The sequence below is a fragment of the Streptomyces sp. NPDC007189 genome (assembly GCF_040703635.1).
GTDB lineage: Bacteria > Actinomycetota > Actinomycetes > Streptomycetales > Streptomycetaceae > Streptomyces.
Map to the genome: position 1 here is coordinate 182,289 of NZ_JBEYEY010000017.1, position 20,710 is coordinate 202,998.

The window sequence follows — 20,710 nt, forward strand, 5'->3', positions numbered from 1 at the left end:
CCCGGTGCCGCTCCTGCGCAGGTCGCGGGCGCCGGTCGCGCACGAGTTGCTGGTGCCCTTCGACAGGAAAAGCATGGGAAGGTGAGCTATCTGCGCCATCCCCACCTCAGCGGCGACCTGCTGTGCTTCGTGGCCGAGGACGACCTCTGGCTGGCCCCGCTCGACGCCCCGCGCCGGGCCTGGCGGCTCACGGCGGACCGCACCAAGGCCGGGCACCCCCGCTTCTCGCCGGACGGCAGCCGCATCGCCTACACCAACTGGCACACCCTCGAACCCGAGATCCACCTCGTCGGCGTCGACGGCGGGCCGGAGCGGCAGCTGACGTACTGGGGCAGCTCCGACACCCAGGTCTGCGGCTGGACCCCGGAAGGCGACATCCTCGCCGTCGCCTCCCACGGCCAGCCCTTCTCCTACTTCACCTGGGCCTACAAGGTGTCCACCGACGGCGACCCCGGCCGCAAGCTGCCCTGGGGGCCGGTCGCCGACATCCAGGTCGCCGACATCGACGGCGTGCACAAGACCCTGCTGCTCACCGGCACCCCGCCGCACGAACCGGCATCCTGGAAGCGCTACCGGGGCGGCGCCATGGGCCGCCTCTGGCTGCACGGGCAGCAGCTCGTGCCCGACATCGGCGGCCATCTGGCCTGCCCCATGTTCGTCGCCGGCCGGATCGCCTTCCTCTCCGACCACGAGGGCGTCGGCAACCTCTACTCCTGCGCCTACGACGGCAGCGACCTGCGCCGCCACACCGACCACGACGCCTTCTACGCCCGGCACGCCTCCAACGACGGCACCCGGGTGGTCTACCAGTGCGCGGGCGACCTGTGGCTCGTCGACGACTTCTCCCCCGGCGCCGTACCGCGCAAGCTGGACATCCGCCTCGCCGGGCCGGCCAACGGGCGCCGCCGCTACCAGGTGCCCGCCGCGCAGAACGTCGACGGCATCTCCGTGGACGAGACCGGCCGGGCCAGCGCCGTCGTCGTCCGCGGCAGCCTGTACTGGCTCACCCACCGCGACGGCCCCGCCCGGACGATCAGCGACACGCCCGGCGTACGGGTACGGCTCCCGGAGATGCTGGGCACGACCGGGCAGATCGCGTACATCACCGACGCGGAGGGCGAGGACGCCGTCGAGATCGCCCACCTGCCCCGCGCGACCGGCGACCGCGCCCCCCGCCGCCTCGCCTCCGGCCGCCTGGGCCGCGTCCTGGAGATGGCCTCCGACCCCCTGGGCGAACGGCTTGCGGTCGCCTCGCACGACGGCCGGCTGCTGCTCATCGACGTGACGGAGCAGGGGGGCGGGGAAGCGCTGGAGGCGGGGGAGGTCCTGGCAGCGGCCGGGGAGACGGAGCCCGCCGAAACCACCGGAGCCCAGCCCGCGGAGCCCGCTGAAACCACCGAAGCCCAGCCACCCGACTCTGCCACCCCCGCCGCCCCCGCCGAACCCGGCGAACCCGCCGAACCCGCCGGAGGCCAGGTCACCGAGTTGATCCGGTCCATCAACGGTCCCGTGCGCGACCTCGCCTTCTCCCCGGACGGGGCCTGGCTCGCCTGGTCCCACCCGGGCATCGGGCGCTCGCTGCGCCAGATCAAGCTGGCCCGGATCAAGGACCGGCTGATCGTGGACGTGACCAACGGCCGCTTCGAGGACGAGAACCCGGTCTTCACCCGCGACGGCCGCTATCTCGCCTTCCTCTCCTGGCGCGGCTTCGACCCGGTGTACGACGTCCACACCGGCGACCTGTCCTTCCCGCTCGGCTGCCGCCCGTACCTCGTCCCGCTGAACTCGGCGACCCCCTCCCCCTTCGCCCTGAACCCCGAGGGCCGTCCGGCGGCCGGCGGGCTGGACCCGGTCGAGGACGAGGAGACGGGCGAGGCCGGCACGGTGACCGTGGAGGTGGAGGGCCTGGCCAACCGGGTCACGCCGTTCCCGGTGATCGCCTCCAAGTACTCCGCGCTGCACCCGGTGGCGGGCGGCGGACTGGTCTGGCTGCGCTGGCCGATCTCCGGCGCGCTCGGCGAGACCTTCGCCAACCCCTCCGACGTCAGCGGCCGCCCGACCCTGGAGTACTTCAACATCACCAAGGCGAAGAAGTCCGAACTGGTCGACCACCTGGACTGGTTCGCGGTCAGCGGCGACGGCACCCGGCTGGTCGTCGTGGACGAGGGCGATCTGCGCGCGGTGCCCGCGACGGAGCTGGGCGACAGCGACACGACCGTCTGGATCGACCTGCGCCGCATCCTGCACGTGGTCGACCCGCCCGCCGAGTGGCGCCAGGCCTTCGACGAGGCGGGCCGGATCATCCGCGCCTACTTCTGGGACCCCGGGATGTGCGGCATCGACTGGGACGGGGTGCTCGACCAGTACCGTCCCCTCGTCGAACGGGTCGCCTCCCCCGACGAGTTCGCGGACCTGCTCCGCGAGGTCCTCGGCGAACTGGGCACCTCGCACGCCTACGTCACCGCCGCCCGCCGCAACGAGGGCCCGCCCCACTACCAGCGCTGGCAGGGCCTGCTCGGCGCCAACTTCGTCCGCAGGGACGGCGGTTGGACGATCAAGCGCATCCTGCCGGGCGACTCCTCCGACTCCAGGGCCCGCTCACCGCTGGCCGGCACGGGCATCCGCGAGGGCGCGGTCCTCACCCATGTCGACGGCCGCCCGGTCGACCCGGTGACCGGGCCGTTCCCGCTGCTCGCCGGCTCCGGCGGTACGACCGTGGAGCTGACGTTCGTCCCGCCGGAAGGCGAGCCCGGCCGGGCCCGCCGGGTCGCCGTCGTCCCGCTCATCGACGAACGCCCGCTGCGCTACCAGGACTGGGTCGCCAAGCGCCGGGAGGTCGTACGCGAGCTGAGCGGCGGCAAGTGCGGCTACCTGCACATCCCCGACATGGGCGGCTCGGGCTGGGCCCAGTTCAACCGTGACCTGCGCATGGAGGTGTCCCGGCCCGCCCTGATCGTGGACGTGCGCGGCAACGCGGGCGGCCACATCAGCGAACTCGTCATCGAGAAGCTGACCCGGACGATCCTGGGCTGGGACCTGACCCGGGACGCACAGCCGGTGTCGTACACCTCGAACGCGCCCCGGGGCCCGATCGTCGCCCTCGCCGACGAGGCCACCTCGTCGGACGGCGACATGATCACCGCCGCCTTCAAACTGCTGAAGCTCGGCCCGGTGGTCGGTACCCGCACCTGGGGCGGCGTGGTCGGCATGACCGGCCGGCACCGGCTGGGCGACGGCACGGTCATCACGGTCCCGATGAACGCGGCCTGGTTCGACGCGTACGGCTGGTCCGTGGAGAACCACGGCGTCACCCCCGACCTGGAGATCATGCGGACCCCCCTGGACTGGGCCGAGGGCCGCCACGCCCAGATGGACGACGCCATCCAACTCGCCCTGGACCTCCTGGAGTCCACCCCCGCGGCCATCCCCCCCGACTACACCGACGTCCCCAACCGAACCCGCCCCAAGCTCCCACCGAGAACTGACTGACCGATCAACGAGGGACGAGTGGTCGAAGGGGTGCGAGGAACTGCGCGACAAGCCCACCACCACCCGCATCCGAAAACGAAACCGCACCACCCCAAACAAAAGACGCAGGGCACCCTCCACCAAGAAGGGCGCCCCACGCCGTTCGGCCAAAGCCGAGCGCAGCGACTACGCGTCGTAGTCCCGGTCGAAGCGGTCTTCCATCTCCGACTCGGTGTCCTCGATGTCGCGCAGGTTCTCGCGGCCGCGCTGCGGCTGCTGGCCGCGAGAGGGCTGCTGCTGGCCGCGCTGGGGCTGCTGCTGGCCACCGGCCCGCTCGCGAGCCTCACCGAGCTTCTGCTTGCCCTGTTCCTGCCACTCGTTGGCCTTGTCCTTCATACCCATGTGGGTTCACTCCCGTGGTGGGTGAGGTGGGGAATCGGCCCCTCAGTGGGGCCTCACCCAGATTCACACGGGCGACCACGGAGCGCATGTGGATCAGTCACGGTGCGTAGCGCGGGCCGCCTCGTCGGCCGCCCCACCTGCACCGACGAGCCCCGAGCGCATCCCCTGCAGCCGCGGTGCGAACCGCTTCATCTCGCGCTGCCCGACCGTCCCGATGAGCGCCGGCAGATAGCCGCGCATGCCCTGCATGCCGCGCAGCCACCACTGCCCGTACACATGCGCCGAGCGCCGCTCGATCCCGGCGACCAGCCGGTCCACCGCCGGTCCCAGCGGGTAGGTCTTGTTGGACGGCCACGGCAGCCGCTGCCGCAGCTCCCGCATGACGTCGTCCTGGTCCGCGCCGCGCACCATGTCGGTGTCGGTCCAGGACAGGTAGGCGACGCCGACCCGCACGCCCTGGTAGCCGACCTCGGCGCGCAGGCTGTGCGCGTACGCCTCCACGCCCGACTTGGACGCGCAGTACGCCGACATCATCGGCGCCGGGGTGATCGCGGCGAGCGAGGCGATCTGCAGCAGATAGCCCCGGCTCTCCACCAGCACCGGCAGGAAGGCCCGCGCGGTCACCGCCGAACCGATCAGGTTGACCTCGATCACCCGCCGCCAGGCCTGCGGATCGGAGTCGATGAACGGACCGCCCGTCGCCACACCGGCGTTGGCGACCACGATGTCGACCTTCCCGAACCGCGCCTTGACCTCCTGCGCGACCCGGCTCATGGTCTCGTGGTCGGTGACGTCGGCGTACCAGTGGGCGCTCTCGCTGTGCAGCCGCGAGGAGACGTCCTTGAGGGCGTCCTCCTCCAGCCCGACCAGCGCGACCTTCGCGCCGCGCGCGGAGAGCTTGCGGGCCAGCAGCTCACCGACGCCGCGCGCCGCCCCGGTGACGACCGCGACCTGTCCTTCGAGGCTCACCCTGCTCATGCGCCCTCCTTGATCTGTGCGGGGCCGGCCCCCGTGGCTTCGGACGTGGTGTGTGCGGTGACGTACGTGGTGACGAGTTCCCGGATCCGGCCGGTGACCGGGCCGGGGGCCTCGATCGGGGTCATGTGGCCGACGCCGGCCAGCTCGGTCAGGCCGACGCAGTGCGGCAGCGCGGCCACCAGCGCGTGGGCGTGCACGGGGGGCGTGAGCCGGTCGGACGCGCCGTGCACGATCGCGGTGGGCGTGTGCAACTCCCGTACGCCGTGGTCGAGATCGAGCGAGTCGAGGACGGCGGCCCAGGCGTGGCGTACGGCGCGCGGGCAGGCGTGCACGATCCGGGCGCACGCCTCCACCATGTGCGGGGCGGACCCGGCGCCCATGGTGGCGTACTTGAGGATGCGTTTGGCGACCGGCGTGACCGGCCCGAGGGGGGCGCGCGAGCCGAGGATGCGCCCGGTGATCCAGGTGCGCACCCGCCCGGCGCCCAGCGGCAGCACCCGCGACTCCGCGACGAGGCGTGAGCTGCCGGTGCTGCACAGCAGGACGGCGGCGGCGTGTTCCCGGAACCGGGGGCGCGTGGCGGCGGCCATGACCGTCATCCCGCCCATGGAGTGGCCGACGATCAGCGCCTTCTCGCCGGGCGCGAGCGTCTGCGCGAGCACTGCTTCGAGGTCGTCCGCCAGCGCCTGGGTGGTGCACGCGGGGCTCGCGGGACTGCGCCCGTGCCCCCGCTGGTCGTAGGCGATCACCCGGTGGTCGGTGGCGAGGTCGCGTATCTGCGCGGCCCAGAAGGCGGTCGAGCAGGTCCAGCCGTGGGAGAGGACGACGGGCGGCGCGTCCTCGGGGCCGTGCACCTCGACGTGCAGCGGGGCGCCGTCGGCGGAGACGACGGTGAGTTCGCGAGCGGGCGCGGGCGGGGCGTACGGCCCGGAGGTGACGGAAGCGGCGGGGGCGGGGCGGCTCATGCGGCGCCTTCGCTCTGCCGGGCGGCGGCCACGGTCTTCGGTGCGGCCGTGCCGGACGGCTGGGCGGCGGACCCCCGGATGACCTCGTACTCGGCCAGGTCCACCCGCCGGGTCGCGCGCCGGAACTCCGACGTCGTACCGGGCCAGATGGTGGTGTTGCGGCCGCTGTCGTCGAGGTACCAGCTGGTGCAGCCGCCGGTGTTCCACACCGTGCGCTTCATCCGCTCCTGGACCTTGTGGTTCCAGTCCTCGACGGCCGCCGGCCGGGCATCGAGGGCCGTACGGCCGCCGAGGACGTTGAGCTGCCGCAGATAGTCGGCCATGTAGTTCAGCTGGGACTCGATCATGAGGATCATCGAGGAGTTCCCGAGGCCGGTGTTGGGCCCGATGATCGTCATCCAGTTGGGGAACCCGGCGGCAGCGGCGCCGCGCAGCGCCTGCATGCCGTTCTTCCAGGACTCGGCGAGGGTGATGCCCTCGGCGCCGACCACGCGCTCGGCGATCGGCATGTCCGTGACGTGGAAGCCCGTGCCGAAGATGATCGCGTCGACCTCGGCCTCGGTGCCGTCGGCCGCGACGACGGTCGAGCCGCGGATCTCGCTGAGCCCGCTGGCGACGACGTCCACATTCGGCTGGGCCAGCGCCGGGTAGTACTCGCTGGACAGCAGGATCCGCTTGCAGCCGATGCGGTAGTCGGGGGTGAGCTTGGCGCGCAGGGCCGGGTCCTTGATGGCGCGGGCCATGTTGCGCTTGGCGAGCTGCTCGACCAGGCCGAGTTCCTCGGGGTGCTTGGTGAACGCCTGCACCTGCAGCTCCCGGATGCCCCACAGCAGCCCGCGCCGCAGCTGGGTGGTGAAGGGGAGCAACCGGTGCAGCCGGCGCTCCGCGCCGCTGATGGCGCGGTCCATGCGGGGCATCACCCACGGCGGGGTGCGCTGGAAGAGGGTGAGCCGGCCGGCCTTCGGCTGGATGGCGGGCACGATCTGGATGGCGGAGGCGCCGGTGCCGACCATGGCGACGCGCTTGCCGCGCAGGTCGTAGTCGTGGTCCCAGCGGGCGGAGTGGAACACCTTGCCGGGGAAGGACTCCAGGCCCGGGATCTCGGGGATCTTCGGGTCGGACAGCGGCCCGGTGGCGGAGACGACGACGTCGGCGGTGAGCGTGCCCCGCACGGTCTCGATCTCCCACCACAGCTTCTCGGTGTCCCAGGTCATCAGCTTGACCTCGGAGTCGAAGCGGATGTGCGGGCGCAGCCCGAACAGGTCGGTGACGTGCTCCAGATAGGCGCGGATGTGCTGCTGCCCGGAGAAGGTGCGCGGCCAGTCGGGGTTGGGCGCGAAGGAGAAGGAGTAGAGGTGGGAGGGCACGTCGCAGGCGCACCCGGGGTAGCTGTTGTCCCGCCAGGTGCCGCCTACGCTGTCCGCCCGCTCCAGGACGACGAAGTCGGTGATCCCTTCGCGGCGCAGCCGCACGGCGGCTCCCAGACCGCCGAACCCGGACCCGATCACCGCCACCCGTACATGCTCGTGCTGGGCCATCCCGAAGCCTCCACGCATCGCCTTGGACTCTGCCAGTGAACACTGGCGCAATGGGACTGTAGAGCAGCTCCGTACTGAGCGGTAGGGGTCGGGAAAGGAAAGTTACCGGCGGTACAACATAGGCTTCGGGCGTGGCAGAGGACACGGAACGCCCGCAGGCACGGCCGCCAGGACGGCGCGAGTACCGCATGGAGGAGCTGGCGCGGCTCGCCGGCATCACCGTGCGCACCCTGCGCTTCTACCGCGAGCGCAAGCTGATCCCGCCGCCCCGCCGCGAGGGCCGTATCGCCTGGTACGACGACCACCACCTGGCCCGTCTGCGCACCATCGCCGCCCTGCTGGAGCGCGGCCACACGCTGAACGGCATCGCGGAACTCGCCGAGGCCCTCGACCAGGGCCGCGACGTCGCCGACCTGCTCGGCGTCGGCACGCCCACGGAGGAGGAACCGGTCCGCCTCACCCCGGAGGAACTCGCCGCCCGCTTCGAGGGCGAGGTCACCCCGGAGAACCTCGCCGCCGCCATGGAGCTGGGTTACCTCGGCACCGACGGCGACGAGATCGTCCACATCAGCCGCCGCCTGCTGGACGTGTCCTCCGCGCTGGTCCGCGAGGGCATCCCGCTCGCCGAGGTCCTCACGGCCGCCGCCCGCGTCCGCGAACACGCCGACGCCCTGGCCGAACTCTTCACCGACCTGATCCTCCGCCACGCCCCCGAGGAAGACCTCCACCGCCTGCGCCCACTGGCCCGCAACGTGGTGGAGGCGGAACTGTCCCTGGCCCTGGACCGGCGGATCAGCAAGCGGGACTAGAGGACTTCGGACTACAGGTCGTACACGACCGTCACCGGCGCGTGGTCCGACCAGCGCTCGGCGTGCGTGGCCGCGCGCTCGACGAAGCCCTTGACGGCCTTCCCGGCGAGGCCGGGCGTGGCGGCGTGGTAGTCGATGCGCCACCCCGAATCATTGTCGAACGCCCGCCCCCGGTACGACCACCAGGTGTACGGGCCCTCGGTCCCGGGGTGCAGGGCGCGCACGACGTCGACGTAGCCGCCGTCCTCGGCGGCGAACACGCGGCTGAGCCAGGCGCGTTCCTCGGGCAGGAAGCCGGAGTTCTTGGTGTTGCCGCGCCAGTTCTTCAGGTCGGCCTGCTGGTGGGCGATGTTCCAGTCGCCGCAGACGACGACCTCGCGGCCCTCGGCGGCGGCCCGCTCGCGCAGCGCCGTGAGGTGGGCGAGGAACTCGTCCATGAAACGGATCTTCTCGTCCTGCCGCTCGGTGCCGACCTCGCCGGAGGGCAGGTAGAGGGAGGCGACCGTGACGCCGGGCAGATCGGCTTCGGCGTAGCGCCCGCTGCCGTCGAACTCGGCCGAGCCGAAGCCGATGCGGACGGCGTCGGGTTCGCGCCGCGTGTAGAGGGAGACGCCCGCGCGGCCCTTGGCGGCGGCCGGGGCGTGCAGGACGTGCCAGCCGTCGGGCCGGCGCACCTCCTCGGGCAGCTGGTGCGGCTCGGCCCGCACCTCCTGCAGGCAGACGACGTCCGCGTCCGTCTGCGCGAGCCACTCCACGAAGCCCTTCTTGGCGGCGGCTCGCAGCCCGTTCACGTTCACCGAGGTCACAGTCAGCACCCGGGCACGATACCGGCACACTGGTCGGAGCCCGCACCAGCCCGGGGCCCACCGACTGCATAGAAGTACGATGCTCAGCATGTATATACGCCGCGTTCGTTTCGATCACCCCGACGCCGTGAAGCTCAACGACGAGGTCCAGGCCGAGTACGCCGAGCGCTACGGCGACGAGGGGGACGCCACCGTCCTGGCCGCGACGGACTTCGACCCGCCGAACGGCGTCTACCTGATCGCGTACGACGCGTTCGACCGCCCCGTGGCCACCGGCGGCTGGCGCAGCCAGGATCGCAACGGCGAGGGCAACGAGGACGGCGACGCCGAGCTGAAGCGCATGTTCGTCGTCGCCGAGATGCGCGGCCGGGGTATCGCCCGCCGCATCCTCACGGCCCTGGAGGAGGACGCCCGCGCGGCCGGGCGGGTCCGGATGGTGCTGGAGACGGGCACCAAGCAGCCGGAGGCCATCGCCCTGTACACCTCCAGCGGCTACGAGCCGTGCGCCAAGTTCGGCTACTACCGCCACCACGCGGACAGCCGCTGCTTCGCCAAGCGGCTGTAGACACGATGAAGCCCCGGTCGGCTTTCACCGACCGGGGCTTCATGCTGCGTGGACCTGAGGGGATTTGAACCCCTGGCCCCCTCGATGCGAACGAGGTGCGCTACCGGACTGCGCCACAGGCCCTTGCAACGAGTGAAACTTTAGCATCCCGATCGGGGTGCTTGGAAATCCGTTCCCGGACTGGTCAGCGCGCCCTTCCGGAGTGTGGTGGGCGTCACTCGTTGGCCGCGCGCGGGCGGTCGCGGTCCTCGTACTGGTCGAACAGGGGCGTGCGGCCGCGCTCGCGCGACCGGCGGGCGGAGGCACCGGGACTTCCTCCGCGGGAGCGGTTGCGGGCCTGGGGAAGCGCGTCCTTGCGGCCGCCGGCCGGCGTGTCCTGGGACGCGGGCGCCTGCTCGCCGGCCTCGGTCTGCGGCGCGTGGTCCGTCTCCTGCTCCGGCGCGACCGAACTGGAACGCGCCGAGCTCCAGGTGTCGGGCGCCCCCAGGTCCACGTCGGACGTGGCGCGCGGCGCGACCGGCGCGGTCACGTACGTCGGCAGGGGCACCGGCACCGGGTCCCAGCTGTCCCCGCCGGGCCGCCGCTGCCGCTCCCGCTGCTGGTCGACCCACTCGGCGTGGTCCGTCTGCTCGACCAGGGCGCGCCGGTCGGCGGCGAGCGCGGCGAGCCCGGGGTCCGTCGCGGTCTGAGGGGCCTCCTCCGGTTCGTCGGCGCCGGGACTCTCGTCCAGGGGTGCGCGGCGACGCGGCTGGCGCTCCCGCTCCCGCAGCCGCTGGGCGGCGACCTCCGCGCGGCGGCGGTCCATCTGGTAGGCGAAGCGGCGGCGCTCCTGGGAGCGCAGGTACGCGATGTAGGCGCTGAGCAGCACGGCCGGTACGGCGGGCACCCACAGGAAGGCGAGTCCGCCGACGGCGGCGACGATCGCGCCCAGGGTGAAGGCGAGGAAGAGCATCACGGTGGTACGCCTGCGGCGCGCGAGGACCTTCGAGCGCCGGGCGCGCGCCGCGGCCGCCTGCGCGGAGGGCGTCGGCCGCGCGGACGGCGTCCGTTCCCGCGCGGGCACGGAAGGGGACTTGGGCGAGGGCGCGGCGTCCTGCTCGCGCGCCGGTTCCGCCCTTTCGGGTGACTCGGGCTCGGTGCCGGCGTCCGTCTGACGGCGGGTCGGAGGCACGGCGAAGGCCCGGACGTCCACCGAGTCGGTGACGGCGTCCGGTTCGCCGGCGTCCCGCTCCCCCTCCTGGGCGGAGCGTGCCCGCAGGTCCCTGGCGTACCGGCGCTCCATTCCCGCCCGTCCGGACAGCAGCCGGATGGCGGTGCTGAAGCGTTCCGTCGGACGGGCCTCGTTCAGCTCGTCCTGCCTACGGAGCCACATCGGCACCAAGTAGGCGGCCCAGGCCCCGACAATGACTGCGTAGATGAGGCCGCTGCTGCTCACGTCTCACACCGTAGAGGGGTTTACGCGAGGCCATCCGCCAATTGGGCCGGTGTGTCGCACGATCTGGCTGATATTTCCAGCTTTTTTTGCGACCGATGCGATCAGTGGACCACCGCAGACGGGAATTCAATGCCCCGAGACGGTCAACAACCGATCAATTTCGAACACATATTCAATTTGCGTCGGCCGGTACACGGCTAGGCGTGATTCTCCGGCGTGTTCTGCGCGTTGCGGCGCTCCGCCTGAGAGCGTGCCCGCTTCCACCGCGCGAGCAAACCGTCGGGCACCTCTTCGGCGGTGAGCGCGAACACCAGGTGGTCGCGCCAGGCGCCGTCGATGTGCAGATAGCGCGGCCGGAGCCCCTCCTCGCGGAATCCGAGTTTCTCCACCACCCGGCGGCTGGGCCGGTTCTCGGGGCGAATGCAGACCTCGACGCGGTGCAGTCCGACCGTGCGGAAGCAGTGGTCCACCACGAGCGCGACCGCCGTCGGCATCACCCCGCGCCCGGCCACCGCCTCGTCCACCCAGTAACCCACGTGCCCCGAGCACATCGATCCCCAGGTGATCCCGGCGACCGTCAGCTGCCCGACGAGCCGGCCCTGGTACTCGATGACGAACGGCAGCATCCGGCCGGCGCCCGCCTCGGAACGCAGGTGCCGGACCATCTGCCGGTAGGTCGGCCGGTGCGCTATCGGTCCGCTCGGCGTGGGCGGCGGGATGGTCGCCTCCCAGGGGCGCAGCCAGTCGCGGTTGCGCCGGTTCACCTCGCGCCAGGCCCGCTGGTCGCGCAGCCGTATCGGCCGGAGGACGACATCGCCGTCCGCCAGCACGACGGGCCAGGATGGGCTGTTCAGCTCGCACCCCCGCTTCCGGGTCCGGCGTGGTCGCCGCCGTGGATCTGGTCGACGGCGTGCACCAGCAGGGTCTCCAGCACGGCGAGGCCGTCCTTCACGCCGCCCGTGGAACCCGGCAGATTGACGATCAGGGTCCGGCCCGCCACCCCGGCCAGTCCGCGGGAGAGCGCCGCGGTCGGCACCTTCTGGAATCCGAACGCCCGGATGGCCTCCGCTATGCCCGGCACCTCGCGGTCGATCACCGCGCGGGTCGCCTCCGGCGTGCGGTCGGTCGGCGAGATGCCGGTGCCGCCGGTGGTGACGATCGCGTCGTAGCCGGCGTCGACCCCCGCACGCAGGGCCGCCTCCACCGGCTCCCCGTCCGGGACGACCCGGGGGCCGTCGACGGCGAACCCGAAGCGCTTCAGGCCGTCGGCGACCAAGGGGCCGCCCCTGTCCTCGTAGACGCCCGCGGCAGCCCTGTTGGACGCGGTGACCACCAGAGCCCGGTAGCTCATGCCCGGCTCCAGTCGCCCGACTTGCCGCCCGTCTTCTCCTCCACCCGCACGTCCGTGATGACCGCCTTCTTGTCGACCGCCTTGACCATGTCGATCACGGTGAGCGCGGCGACCGTCACGGCGGTGAGGGCCTCCATCTCGACGCCCGTACGGTCCGTGGTCTTCACGGTGGCCTGGATCTCCACGGCGTCGTCCGCGACCGACAGGTCCAGTTTCACACCCGACACCGACAACGGGTGGCACAGCGGGATCAGGTCCGGGGTGCGCTTGGCGCCCATGATGCCGGCGATGCGGGCGGTGGCGAGGGCGTCGCCCTTGGGCATCCCCTCGCCGCGCAGCAGCTCGACCACGCGCGGGGAGACGAGGACACGGCCGCTGGCGCGGGCGGTGCGCGCGGTGACGTCCTTGCCGGACACGTCGACCATGCGGGCCGCGCCCGCCTCGTCGATGTGCGTCAGCCCGTCCTGCACAGGGGGTCCGGGGGTCTCCCCCCGGAAAGACTCAGTCATGCTGTGTGCCGCTCCCGGTCCGGGCCCGGCGCACTGCGCTGCGCGGGCCTGTTGTGCGCGACACGCTACCGCCCTGTCCGCGCGCGCACCGGCCCAGGACCCCCGGCCGGCCGCACGCACGCGCGCGTGCCTCAGCCGAGCAGCACGACCTCCACCTCGGCGCCGGGCTCCACGGACTCCACGTCCTCGGGGACGACGATCAGCGCGTCGGCCTGCGCCAGCGCCGCGATCAGGTGCGAGCCGGCGCCTCCCACGGGGGTCACCTCGCCGTCGCTGTACGCACCGCGCAGGAACTGCCGGCGCCCCTTGGGCGAGCGCAGCGCCTCGTCGGCCCTGAGGGTGGCCCGGGTGCGGGGCCGGTGCACGTCCGGCAGGCCCATCAGGGTGCGGATCGCGGGGCGGACGAACAGCTCGAAGGAGACGTACGACGACACGGGGTTGCCCGGCAGGGCCAGCAGCGGCGTGTGGTCGGGGCCGATGGTGCCGAAGCCCTGGGGCTTACCGGGCTGCATGGCGAGCTTGCGGAACTCCACCCCGCCGCCCGCCTCGTCCTCGTCGCCGACGTGCGACAGCGCCTCCTTGACGACGTCGTACGCCCCGACGCTCACCCCGCCGGTGGTCACCAGCAGGTCGGCGCGGACGAGCTGGTCCTCGATGGTGGAACGCAGGGTCTCGGCGTCGTCGGCGACGGCGCCGACCCGGTAGGCGATGGCGCCCGCGTCCCGCGCGGCGGCGGTGAGGGCGAAGCTGTTGGAGTCGTAGATCTGGCCGCGGCCCAGCTCCTCGCCGGGCTGGACGAGTTCGCTGCCGGTGGACAGGACGACCACGCGCGGGCGCGGGCGCACGCGTACCGTGCCGCGGCCGATCGCGGCGAGCAGCGCGATCTGCGACGGGCCGAGGATCGTCCCGGCCTGGAGGGCCCGGTCGCCGGCCTGCACGTCGCTGCCCGCGGCCCGCACGTGCGCGCGCGGCTCGGCGGGGCGGTGCACGCGCACCTGGCCCTGGGCGCCCTCGGGCGCCAGGCTGCGGGCCCGCATGCCGCTCACCGGGCCCGCGCCGAGTCCGCCGTCGGTCCACTCCACCGGGACGACGGCCTCGGCGCCGGGCGGCAGCGGGGCGCCGGTCATGATGCGGGCGGCCTGGCCGGGACCGACCCGGACCGGGTCGGCCGCGCCCGCCGCGACGTCACCGACGACCTCGAGGACGGCCGGGAACTCCTCGCCGGCGCCCGCGACGTCCGCGACCCGCACCGCGTACCCGTCCATGGAGCTGTTGTCGAACGGCGGCAGGGACACCGGCACCGTGACGTCGTCGACCAGGACGCAGCCCTGGGCGTCGAGCAGGTGCAGCTCGATGGGTTCCAGGGGGCGGACGGTGGAGAGGACGTCCTCCAGGTGCTCGTCCACCGACCACAGGTGGTCCGGGCCGGCGGGGCGGGTCGCGGCGGTGCTCAACGTTGCTGCATCTCCTCGGCTACGTAACTGCGAAGCCAGGTCCGGAAGTCCGGGCCCAGGTCTTCACGTTCGCACGCGAGTCTGACAATGGCACGCAGATAGTCGCCCCGGTCGCCGGTGTCGTAGCGGCGGCCCTTGAAGACGACGCCGTGCACCGGCCCGCCGACCTTCTCGTCCGCGGCGAGCTGCTGGAGGGCGTCGGTGAGCTGGATCTCCCCGCCGCGGCCCGGCTCGGTCTTGCGCAGTATGTCGAAGATGTGCGGGTCGAGGACGTACCGGCCGATGATCGCGTAGTTCGACGGGGCGTCCGCCGGGTCCGGCTTCTCGACCAGCCCGGTCACCCGCACCACGTCGCCGTCGGCGGTCGGCTCCACGGCCGCGCAGCCGTAGAGGTGGATCTGCTCGGGCGCGACCTCCATGAGGGCGACCACGCTGCCGCCGTGGTGTTCCTGGACCTCGATCATGCGCTGGAGCAGCGGATCGCGCGGGTCGATCAGGTCGTCGCCCAGGAGCACCGCGAAGGGCTCGTGGCCGACGTGCGGGGCGGCGCACAGCACGGCGTGCCCGAGGCCCTTGGGGTCGCCCTGGCGGACGTAGTGCATGGTCGCCAGGTCGCTGGACTCCTGCACCTTCGCGAGCCGTTCGGCGTCGCCCTTCTTGTTCAGGGCGGATTCCAGCTCGTAGTTGCGGTCGAAGTGGTCCTCGAGCGGGCGCTTGTTGCGTCCGGTGACCATGAGAACATCGTCGAGCCCCGCCGAGACGGCCTCCTCGACCACGTACTGGATCGCGGGCTTGTCGACGACCGGCAGCATCTCCTTGGGAGTGGCCTTGGTGGCCGGCAGGAACCGGGTGCCGAGGCCGGCCGCGGGAATGACAGCCTTGCTGATCCTGGGGTGCGACTGAGTCATGCCCGCAACCTTATCGGGTGCCTTTGTGTGGAATCTGTGGCTCCCATTGGTTGACCCTTTATGACGGCATTCAAGAAGGGTGCGAGAACGACACGTGGCACACGACGGACGCACGAGCGAGCCTGACAAGCGAACGTTGCGGCGCGCGTTCCTCTCGGTGAGGAACAGGTTGACGGACGATGACGTCGCCGTGACGGCCCGCGCCCTGGCCGAACGCGCCCTGGAGCTGCCCGAGCTGGCGCGGGCGCGCACGGTGGCGGCGTACGTCTCCGTGGGGACCGAGCCCGGCACCCCCGCCCTGCTGGACGCGCTGCGCGCGCGGGGCGTACGGGTGCTGCTCCCCGCGCTCCTGCCCGACAACGACCTCGACTGGGGCGAGTACACCGGCCCGGACTCCCTCGCCCGGGTCCGGCACGGCGGGAAGATGGCGCTCCTCGAACCCTCGGGCGCGCGGCTCGGCCCGGACGCGGTGACGGACGCGGACGTCGTCCTGCTGCCCGGGCTCGCGGTCGACGCGGGCGGGATGCGGCTGGGGCGGGGCGGAGGGTCGTACGACCGCGTGCTGGCCCGGCTGGAGCGCGCGGGCGCCCGTCCCCGGCTCGTGGTGCTGCTGTACGACACGGAAGTCGTCGCACACGTCCCGGCGGAGGCGCACGACAAGCCCGTGCACGCCGTGGTGACCCCTTCCGGCGTGCGCCGCTTCCCGGACGCCTGACGGCCCGGGCGACGAAACGGCCCTCCACGCGCGTGGAGGGCCGTTCTGCGTTCCGTCAGCCGGTCACGGCTTGAGGACGAGGGTGTCGCTGGTGCTGTCGTCGACCGCCTTCGCCGTGAACGACCAGGGCAGCAGCTCGCCCTTGGCCCACAGGCTGGTCTGGTCCGTGTAGTGCGCGCTGAACGCGTGCCCGGAGGCGCCGGTCAGGTTGATCCACTTGGACTTGTCGAGGTCGGCGAGGTTGACGACCATCCGCATGGACGGCACCCACACGACGTTGTAGCCGCCGGCGGCGTTCCAGCCGGTCGCGTTGACCGTGGCCTCGCCGCCGCTGAGCTTCCAGGGGCCGCGGTTGAGGATGTACTGCAGCGCCTGGGGGCCGTCGGTGCCGAGGGTCTGGTTCTTCAGGAACAGGCGGTGCAGCCGGCCCCAGCTCCAGGTGTCGATGTCCTTGCCGAGCTTGGCGGTCAGCTCCCAGCGGGCGTCGATCATGGCGCGCGCGAAGAGCTGGTCCACGTCGTGCGTCGCCTTGCGGGTGCCCGAGGCGGGCGTCTTCCACCAGTCGCTGTCCGGCTTCTCCATCAGGGTCCGCACGACCTCGAACCAGCGGTCGCCGCCGTCCGGCTGCGCCTGGTCGGCGTCGCGCTGGCCGCACTCGCGCACCTTGGTGTCGTCGTCGACCGGGCCGGTGCTGTCGATCTTGTCGACCCACAGGCACTGTCCCTTGACGCGCAGTTCCTTGGGGAGCTTGTTGCCGAACGCGAGCTTGAGGATGTTGCGCCAGACCGCGTTGAAGTAGGCGGCCGCCGCGGAGTCGGACTCCTGGGTGTAGTCCCAGCCCTCCAGCAGCTTCTGCGCGTCGCGCACGTCCTTGTCGTCGAGGTTGATCTTCAGCAGCTTCGGCACCAGGAGCTTGGCGATCTCGCTGCTGTTGTCCAGCTGCATCTGCCGCATGTCGTCGGTGGAGATCTTGCCGCCGTCCTTGATCTTGGACTCGATCAGGTCGGTGATGCGCTGGCTGCGGGTGCCGTAGCCCCAGTCGGTGGTGAGGGTGTACGGGTACTTGTCCTTGTCGACCACGGCCTGGTTGGCGGTGACGATGTAGCCGCGCTTGGGGTTGTACTCGTAGGGCAGCTCGTCCTGCTTGATGAAGCCGGTCCAGCGGTACTTGGAGTCCCAGCCCGGCGCCGGGATGGAGCCGTCGTCCGCCGAGGAGCGGGTCGGGATCTTCCCGGGCAGAGTGTAGCCGATGTGGTTCTCGGTGTCGGCGTAGACCAGGTTCTGCGAGGGCACGTCGAACAGGGCGGCCGCCTGGCGGAAGTCCTGCCAGTCCGCCGCCTTGTCGAGGGCGAAGACGGCGTCCATGGAGGTGCCCGGGTCGAGCGCGGTCCACCTCAGCGCGATGCCGTAGCCGTCGCCCCGGTCGGGGGCGGCGGTGTTGACGGTGGCCCGCTTGCCGACCTGGACGAGTTCGTCGTCGCGGTCGGACAGCAGGGGCATCCCGTCCTGGGTCTGGCGCACGACGATCTTCTTGGAGGAGCCGCCGGCGACCTTGATGGTCTCCTCGCGGGTCTTGAAGGGCCGGATCTTGCCGTCGTACAGGTAGCCGTTCGCGGTCACCTTCTCCAGGTAGAGGTCGGTGACGTCGACGCCGGAGTTCGTCATGCCCCAGGCGATGTTCGCGTTGTGGCCGATGACCACACCGGGCATGCCAGCGAAGGTGTAGCCGCTCACGTCGTACTGGCAGGTGCTGGAGACGGTGCGGCAGTGCAGGCCCATCTGGTACCAGACGCCCGGCAGGGACGCCTCCAGGTGCGGGTCGTTGGCGAGCAGCGGCTTGCCGGTGATGGTGTACTTCCCGGCCACCACCCAGGAGTTGGAGCCGATGCCCTGGCCGTTCACGCCGACGGCGGTCGGGACATCGTCCAGGACGTTGTAGAGGCCCGCCAGCTGGCTCGTGAGCGACGATCCGGTCGTGGCCGAGGCGGAGGAGCCGGTCGTGCCCGTCGTGGCCCCGGAGGCGCCCGTGGCGCCGCCGGCCGTCCCCGCCGTGCCGGTGCCCTGGGAGGTGCCGGTCGTTCCGGTGGAGCCGCTCTGTTCGAAGGACTTGGTCAGCTCGCTGTACTGGCCTTCCTGCACGATCGGCTTGTTACGGCTGTACGGGTACTCCGGGTACAGGTCCGCGATCTGCTGCGGGCCGAGGCGGCTGGTCATCAGGGCGCGGTCGATCTCGTCCTGCATGTTGCCGCGCAGGTCCCAGGCCATCGCCTTCAGCCAGGCCAGGGAGTCGACCGGGGTCCACGGCTGCGGCTTGTAGTCGTTGGTGAGGCCCAGGGCGGCGTACTCCAGGGAGATGTCCTTGCCGTCCTTGCCCTTCAGGTAGGCGTTGACACCCTTGGCGTACGCCTGGAGGTACTTCTTGGTGGAGGCCGACAGCTTGGTGTCGTACTCCTGCTTCGCGACCCGGTCCCAGCCGAGGGTGCGCAGGAACTCGTCGTTCTTGACCTGGCCCTTGCCGAACATCTCCGACAGGCGCCCGGAGGTCATGTGGCGGCGCACGTCCATCTCCCAGAACCGGTCCTGCGCCTGGACGTAGCCCTGCGCCATGAACAGGTCCGCGTCGGAGGACGCGTAGATCTGCGGGATGCCGTTGCCGTCCCGCTTGACGTCGACCGGCCCCGACAGGCCCGGGAGCGTGATCATCCCCTTGGTCTGCGGGAAGGAGGCTCGGACGGTGCTGACCGACCAGTAGCCGCCGAAGGCGATGCCGGCGACGACGGCCAGGACCAGCACCAGCACGATCAGTCGGGCTTTGCGCCCCTTCTTCCTGCCGGACTTGGCGGGCGCGGCACCGGCGGTGGCGGTGTCTCCCGTTGTGGCGGTGGTGTTGGGGGGCATCGCTGTCCTTGCTGTCCTAACGCGAGCGGCAGGTCGGGCTGTGACTTTGAATGAGCGCTGGAGCAACCATAGGCGCAGGGCCCTGTGCCGCTTGACGCGGAGTCGGGAACCGGCGCGCACGGGCGTTCGATCTTGCCTCGCCGAGCGTCAAGAAAGCGTCAAGAGTTAGGTAAGGTAACGAAGTACTTGGGTGCGGTGCGCCGCAGCCTCGGGTCCTGTGCACGTGAGCTCGCGCCCCCGGTGCGCGAGCCGAGGAAGGGAATCGCCGCTGACCGTTCACCACCTCAACCAGCTCCTGCTCGTCTGCTCCGTGGTCCTGCTCGTCGCCGTCGCGGCCGTGCGCATCTCCTCCCGCAGCGGGCTCCCCAGCCTGCTCGTGTACCTGGCCATCGGCGTCCTCATGGGCCAGGACGGCGTCGGCCACATCCACTTCAACAGCGCCGCGCTGACCCAGGTCATGGGGTACGCGGCCCTGGTCGTGATCCTCGCCGAGGGCGGTCTGGGCACGAAGTGGAAGGAGATCAGGCCGGTCCTGTCGTCCGCCTCCGTCCTGGCGACCCTCGGAGTCGCCGTCAGCGTGGGCGTCACCGCGGCCGGCGCGCACTATCTGGTCGGGCTGGGGTGGCGGCAGGCACTCATCATCGGCGCGGTGGTGTCGTCGACGGACGCGGCGGCGGTCTTCTCCGTCCTGCGCCGCATCCCCCTCCCCGCGCGCGTGACGGGCACGCTGGAGGCGGAGTCCGGCTTCAACGACGCCCCGGTGGTCATCCTGGTCGTCGCCTTCTCCACGGCCGGCCCGGTCGAGCACTGGTACGTCCTGCTCGGCGAGATCGTCCTGGAGCTCGCCATCGGCGCGGCCGTGGGGCTCGCGGTGGGCTGGTTCGGCTCCTGGGGTCTGAAGCACGTGGCCCTGCCCGCGTCCGGCCTGTATCCCATCGCCGTGATGGCGATCGCCGTCACCGCGTACGCCGCCGGCGCGCTGGGGCACGGCAGCGGCTTCCTGGCCGTCTACCTGGCCTCGATGATGCTCGGCAACGCCAAGCTCCCGCACTGGCCGGCCACCCGCGGTTTCGCCGAGGGGCTCGGCTGGATCGCCCAGATCGGCATGTTCGTCCTGCTCGGCCTGCTGGTCACCCCGCACGAACTGGGCGACGACGTCTGGCCCGCGCTGGTCATCGGCCTGGTCCTGACCATGGTGGCCCGCCCGCTGAGCGTGGTGCTCAGCCTGGCGCCGTTCCGTGTGCCGTGGCAGGAGCAGACGCTGATGTCCTGGGCCGGGCTGCGCGGCGCGGTGCCCATCATCCTGGCCACCATCCCGATGGTGAGCGGCGTTCCTGCCAGCCGCCGCATCTTCAACATCGTCTTCGTGCTGGTCGTCGTCTACACCCTCGTCCAGGGACCGACCCTGCCCTGGCTGGCGCGCACCCTCCGGCTGGGCGAGAAGGGCGAGGCGGCCGACCTCGGCATCGAGTCGGCGCCTCTGGAGCGGCTGCGCGGCCACCTGCTGTCCGTCCAGATCCCCGAGGGCTCCCGGATGCACGGCGTGGAGGTCAGCGAGCTGCGCCTGCCGCCCGGGGCCGCCGTCACCCTCGTCGTGCGCGAAGGAAAATCGTTCGTTCCGCTGCCCTCGACGGTGCTGCGCCGGGGCGACGAACTGCTCGTCGTCGCCACCGACCCGGTCCGCGACGCGGCGGAACGGCGCCTGCGCGCGGTCGCCCACGGCGGCAAGCTGGCGGGCTGGCTCGGCATGAACGGCACGGGAAACTGGCACTGACGGCACCCATGAAGAGGACCCGGTGCGCTCGCCCGTGGATTGCCAGGCGGCCACGCGCGCGGTGCTCGTTTTCACAGCCGTGGCAGCGGTTGATCCCTGTACGATGAAGCCGCACCCTGATCGAACCAACTCTGC

Annotated in this window: 17 protein-coding genes and 1 tRNA gene; 5 read left to right on the forward strand and 13 right to left on the reverse strand. The window is 71.8% G+C overall.

Annotation, left to right across the window (positions count from 1 at the left end):
• Positions 1-81 precede the first annotated feature (81 nt).
• Positions 82-3,489 carry a S41 family peptidase gene (locus AB0950_RS30925; protein WP_366779894.1) on the forward strand — a complete coding sequence of 1,136 codons (3,408 nt, stop codon included), beginning with the start codon at positions 82-84 and terminating at the stop codon, positions 3,487-3,489.
• Between the two features lie 165 nt (positions 3,490-3,654).
• Here the strand turns inward: AB0950_RS30925 and AB0950_RS30930 are convergent, their stop codons facing one another.
• The 4 genes from AB0950_RS30930 to AB0950_RS30945 form a co-directional block, all read right to left on the reverse strand.
• On the reverse strand, positions 3,655-3,870 hold the full coding sequence (locus tag AB0950_RS30930; RefSeq protein WP_360158105.1) for a hypothetical protein: 216 nt from the start codon (positions 3,868-3,870) through the stop codon (positions 3,655-3,657).
• Positions 3,871-3,963: 93 nt separating this feature from the next.
• Complete coding sequence (locus AB0950_RS30935; protein WP_360158108.1) at positions 3,964-4,848, reverse strand: SDR family oxidoreductase; 885 nt, start codon at positions 4,846-4,848, stop codon at positions 3,964-3,966.
• Entirely contained in the window at positions 4,845-5,813 is a 969-nt protein-coding gene (locus AB0950_RS30940; protein WP_366779895.1) for an alpha/beta hydrolase, read from the reverse strand. The genes AB0950_RS30935 and AB0950_RS30940 overlap by 4 nt, the downstream gene beginning before the upstream one ends.
• Positions 5,810-7,351, reverse strand: coding sequence for an NAD(P)/FAD-dependent oxidoreductase (locus AB0950_RS30945; RefSeq protein ID WP_360158114.1), 1,542 nt, complete (start codon positions 7,349-7,351; stop codon positions 5,810-5,812). The genes AB0950_RS30940 and AB0950_RS30945 overlap by 4 nt, the downstream gene beginning before the upstream one ends.
• 188 nt (positions 7,352-7,539) lie before the next feature.
• Between AB0950_RS30945 and AB0950_RS30950 the strand changes: the two genes are divergently transcribed.
• A complete protein-coding gene (locus AB0950_RS30950) occupies positions 7,540-8,160 on the forward strand; it encodes a MerR family transcriptional regulator (protein ID WP_360158253.1) in 621 nt (206 codons plus the stop codon).
• An 11-nt stretch (positions 8,161-8,171) separates the two neighbouring features.
• On the opposite strand, the gene AB0950_RS30955 is transcribed toward AB0950_RS30950, so the two are convergent.
• Entirely contained in the window at positions 8,172-8,975 is an 804-nt protein-coding gene (locus AB0950_RS30955; protein ID WP_360158117.1) for an exodeoxyribonuclease III, read from the reverse strand.
• Between the two features lie 79 nt (positions 8,976-9,054).
• Between AB0950_RS30955 and AB0950_RS30960 the strand changes: the two genes are divergently transcribed.
• Entirely contained in the window at positions 9,055-9,531 is a 477-nt protein-coding gene (locus AB0950_RS30960; RefSeq protein WP_360158120.1) for a GNAT family N-acetyltransferase, read from the forward strand.
• Between the two features lie 49 nt (positions 9,532-9,580).
• Here the strand turns inward: AB0950_RS30960 and AB0950_RS30965 are convergent.
• From AB0950_RS30965 to galU, 7 genes are all read right to left on the reverse strand, one after another.
• Positions 9,581-9,654, reverse strand: a tRNA-Ala gene (locus AB0950_RS30965).
• Positions 9,655-9,745: 91 nt separating this feature from the next.
• A complete protein-coding gene (glpR, locus tag AB0950_RS30970; protein WP_366779896.1) occupies positions 9,746-10,966 on the reverse strand; it encodes a gephyrin-like molybdotransferase receptor GlpR in 1,221 nt (406 codons plus the stop codon).
• A 197-nt stretch (positions 10,967-11,163) separates the two neighbouring features.
• On the reverse strand, positions 11,164-11,796 hold the full coding sequence (locus AB0950_RS30975; RefSeq protein ID WP_360158126.1) for a GNAT family protein: 633 nt from the start codon (positions 11,794-11,796) through the stop codon (positions 11,164-11,166).
• Between the two features lie 20 nt (positions 11,797-11,816).
• Positions 11,817-12,317 (reverse strand): MogA/MoaB family molybdenum cofactor biosynthesis protein, encoded by a 501-nt coding sequence (locus AB0950_RS30980; protein WP_360158129.1) that lies wholly within the window; start codon positions 12,315-12,317, stop codon positions 11,817-11,819.
• A complete protein-coding gene (gene moaC, locus AB0950_RS30985; protein WP_330339466.1) occupies positions 12,314-12,826 on the reverse strand; it encodes a cyclic pyranopterin monophosphate synthase MoaC in 513 nt (170 codons plus the stop codon). Before moaC ends, AB0950_RS30980 begins: the two co-directional genes overlap by 4 nt.
• Before the next feature lie 131 nt (positions 12,827-12,957).
• Positions 12,958-14,280, reverse strand: a complete 1,323-nt coding sequence (gene glp / locus AB0950_RS30990) for a gephyrin-like molybdotransferase Glp (RefSeq protein WP_366779897.1) — start codon at positions 14,278-14,280, stop codon at positions 12,958-12,960.
• Positions 14,277-15,188, reverse strand: a complete 912-nt coding sequence (galU, locus tag AB0950_RS30995; RefSeq protein ID WP_360158135.1) for a UTP--glucose-1-phosphate uridylyltransferase GalU — start codon at positions 15,186-15,188, stop codon at positions 14,277-14,279. The genes glp and galU overlap by 4 nt, the downstream gene beginning before the upstream one ends.
• A 94-nt stretch (positions 15,189-15,282) precedes the next feature.
• On the opposite strand from galU, the gene AB0950_RS31000 reads away from it, so the two are divergent.
• Entirely contained in the window at positions 15,283-15,903 is a 621-nt protein-coding gene (locus tag AB0950_RS31000; protein ID WP_366779898.1) for a 5-formyltetrahydrofolate cyclo-ligase, read from the forward strand.
• A gap of 63 nt (positions 15,904-15,966) precedes the next feature.
• Here AB0950_RS31000 and AB0950_RS31005 read toward each other — a convergent pair whose 3' ends face one another.
• On the reverse strand, positions 15,967-18,801 hold the full coding sequence (locus AB0950_RS31005) for a penicillin acylase family protein (RefSeq protein ID WP_360158140.1): 2,835 nt from the start codon (positions 18,799-18,801) through the stop codon (positions 15,967-15,969).
• A gap of 217 nt (positions 18,802-19,018) precedes the next feature.
• Between AB0950_RS31005 and AB0950_RS31010 the strand changes: the two genes are divergently transcribed.
• Positions 19,019-20,575, forward strand: coding sequence for a potassium/proton antiporter (locus AB0950_RS31010; RefSeq protein WP_360158143.1), 1,557 nt, complete (start codon positions 19,019-19,021; stop codon positions 20,573-20,575).
• Positions 20,576-20,710 lie beyond the last annotated feature (135 nt).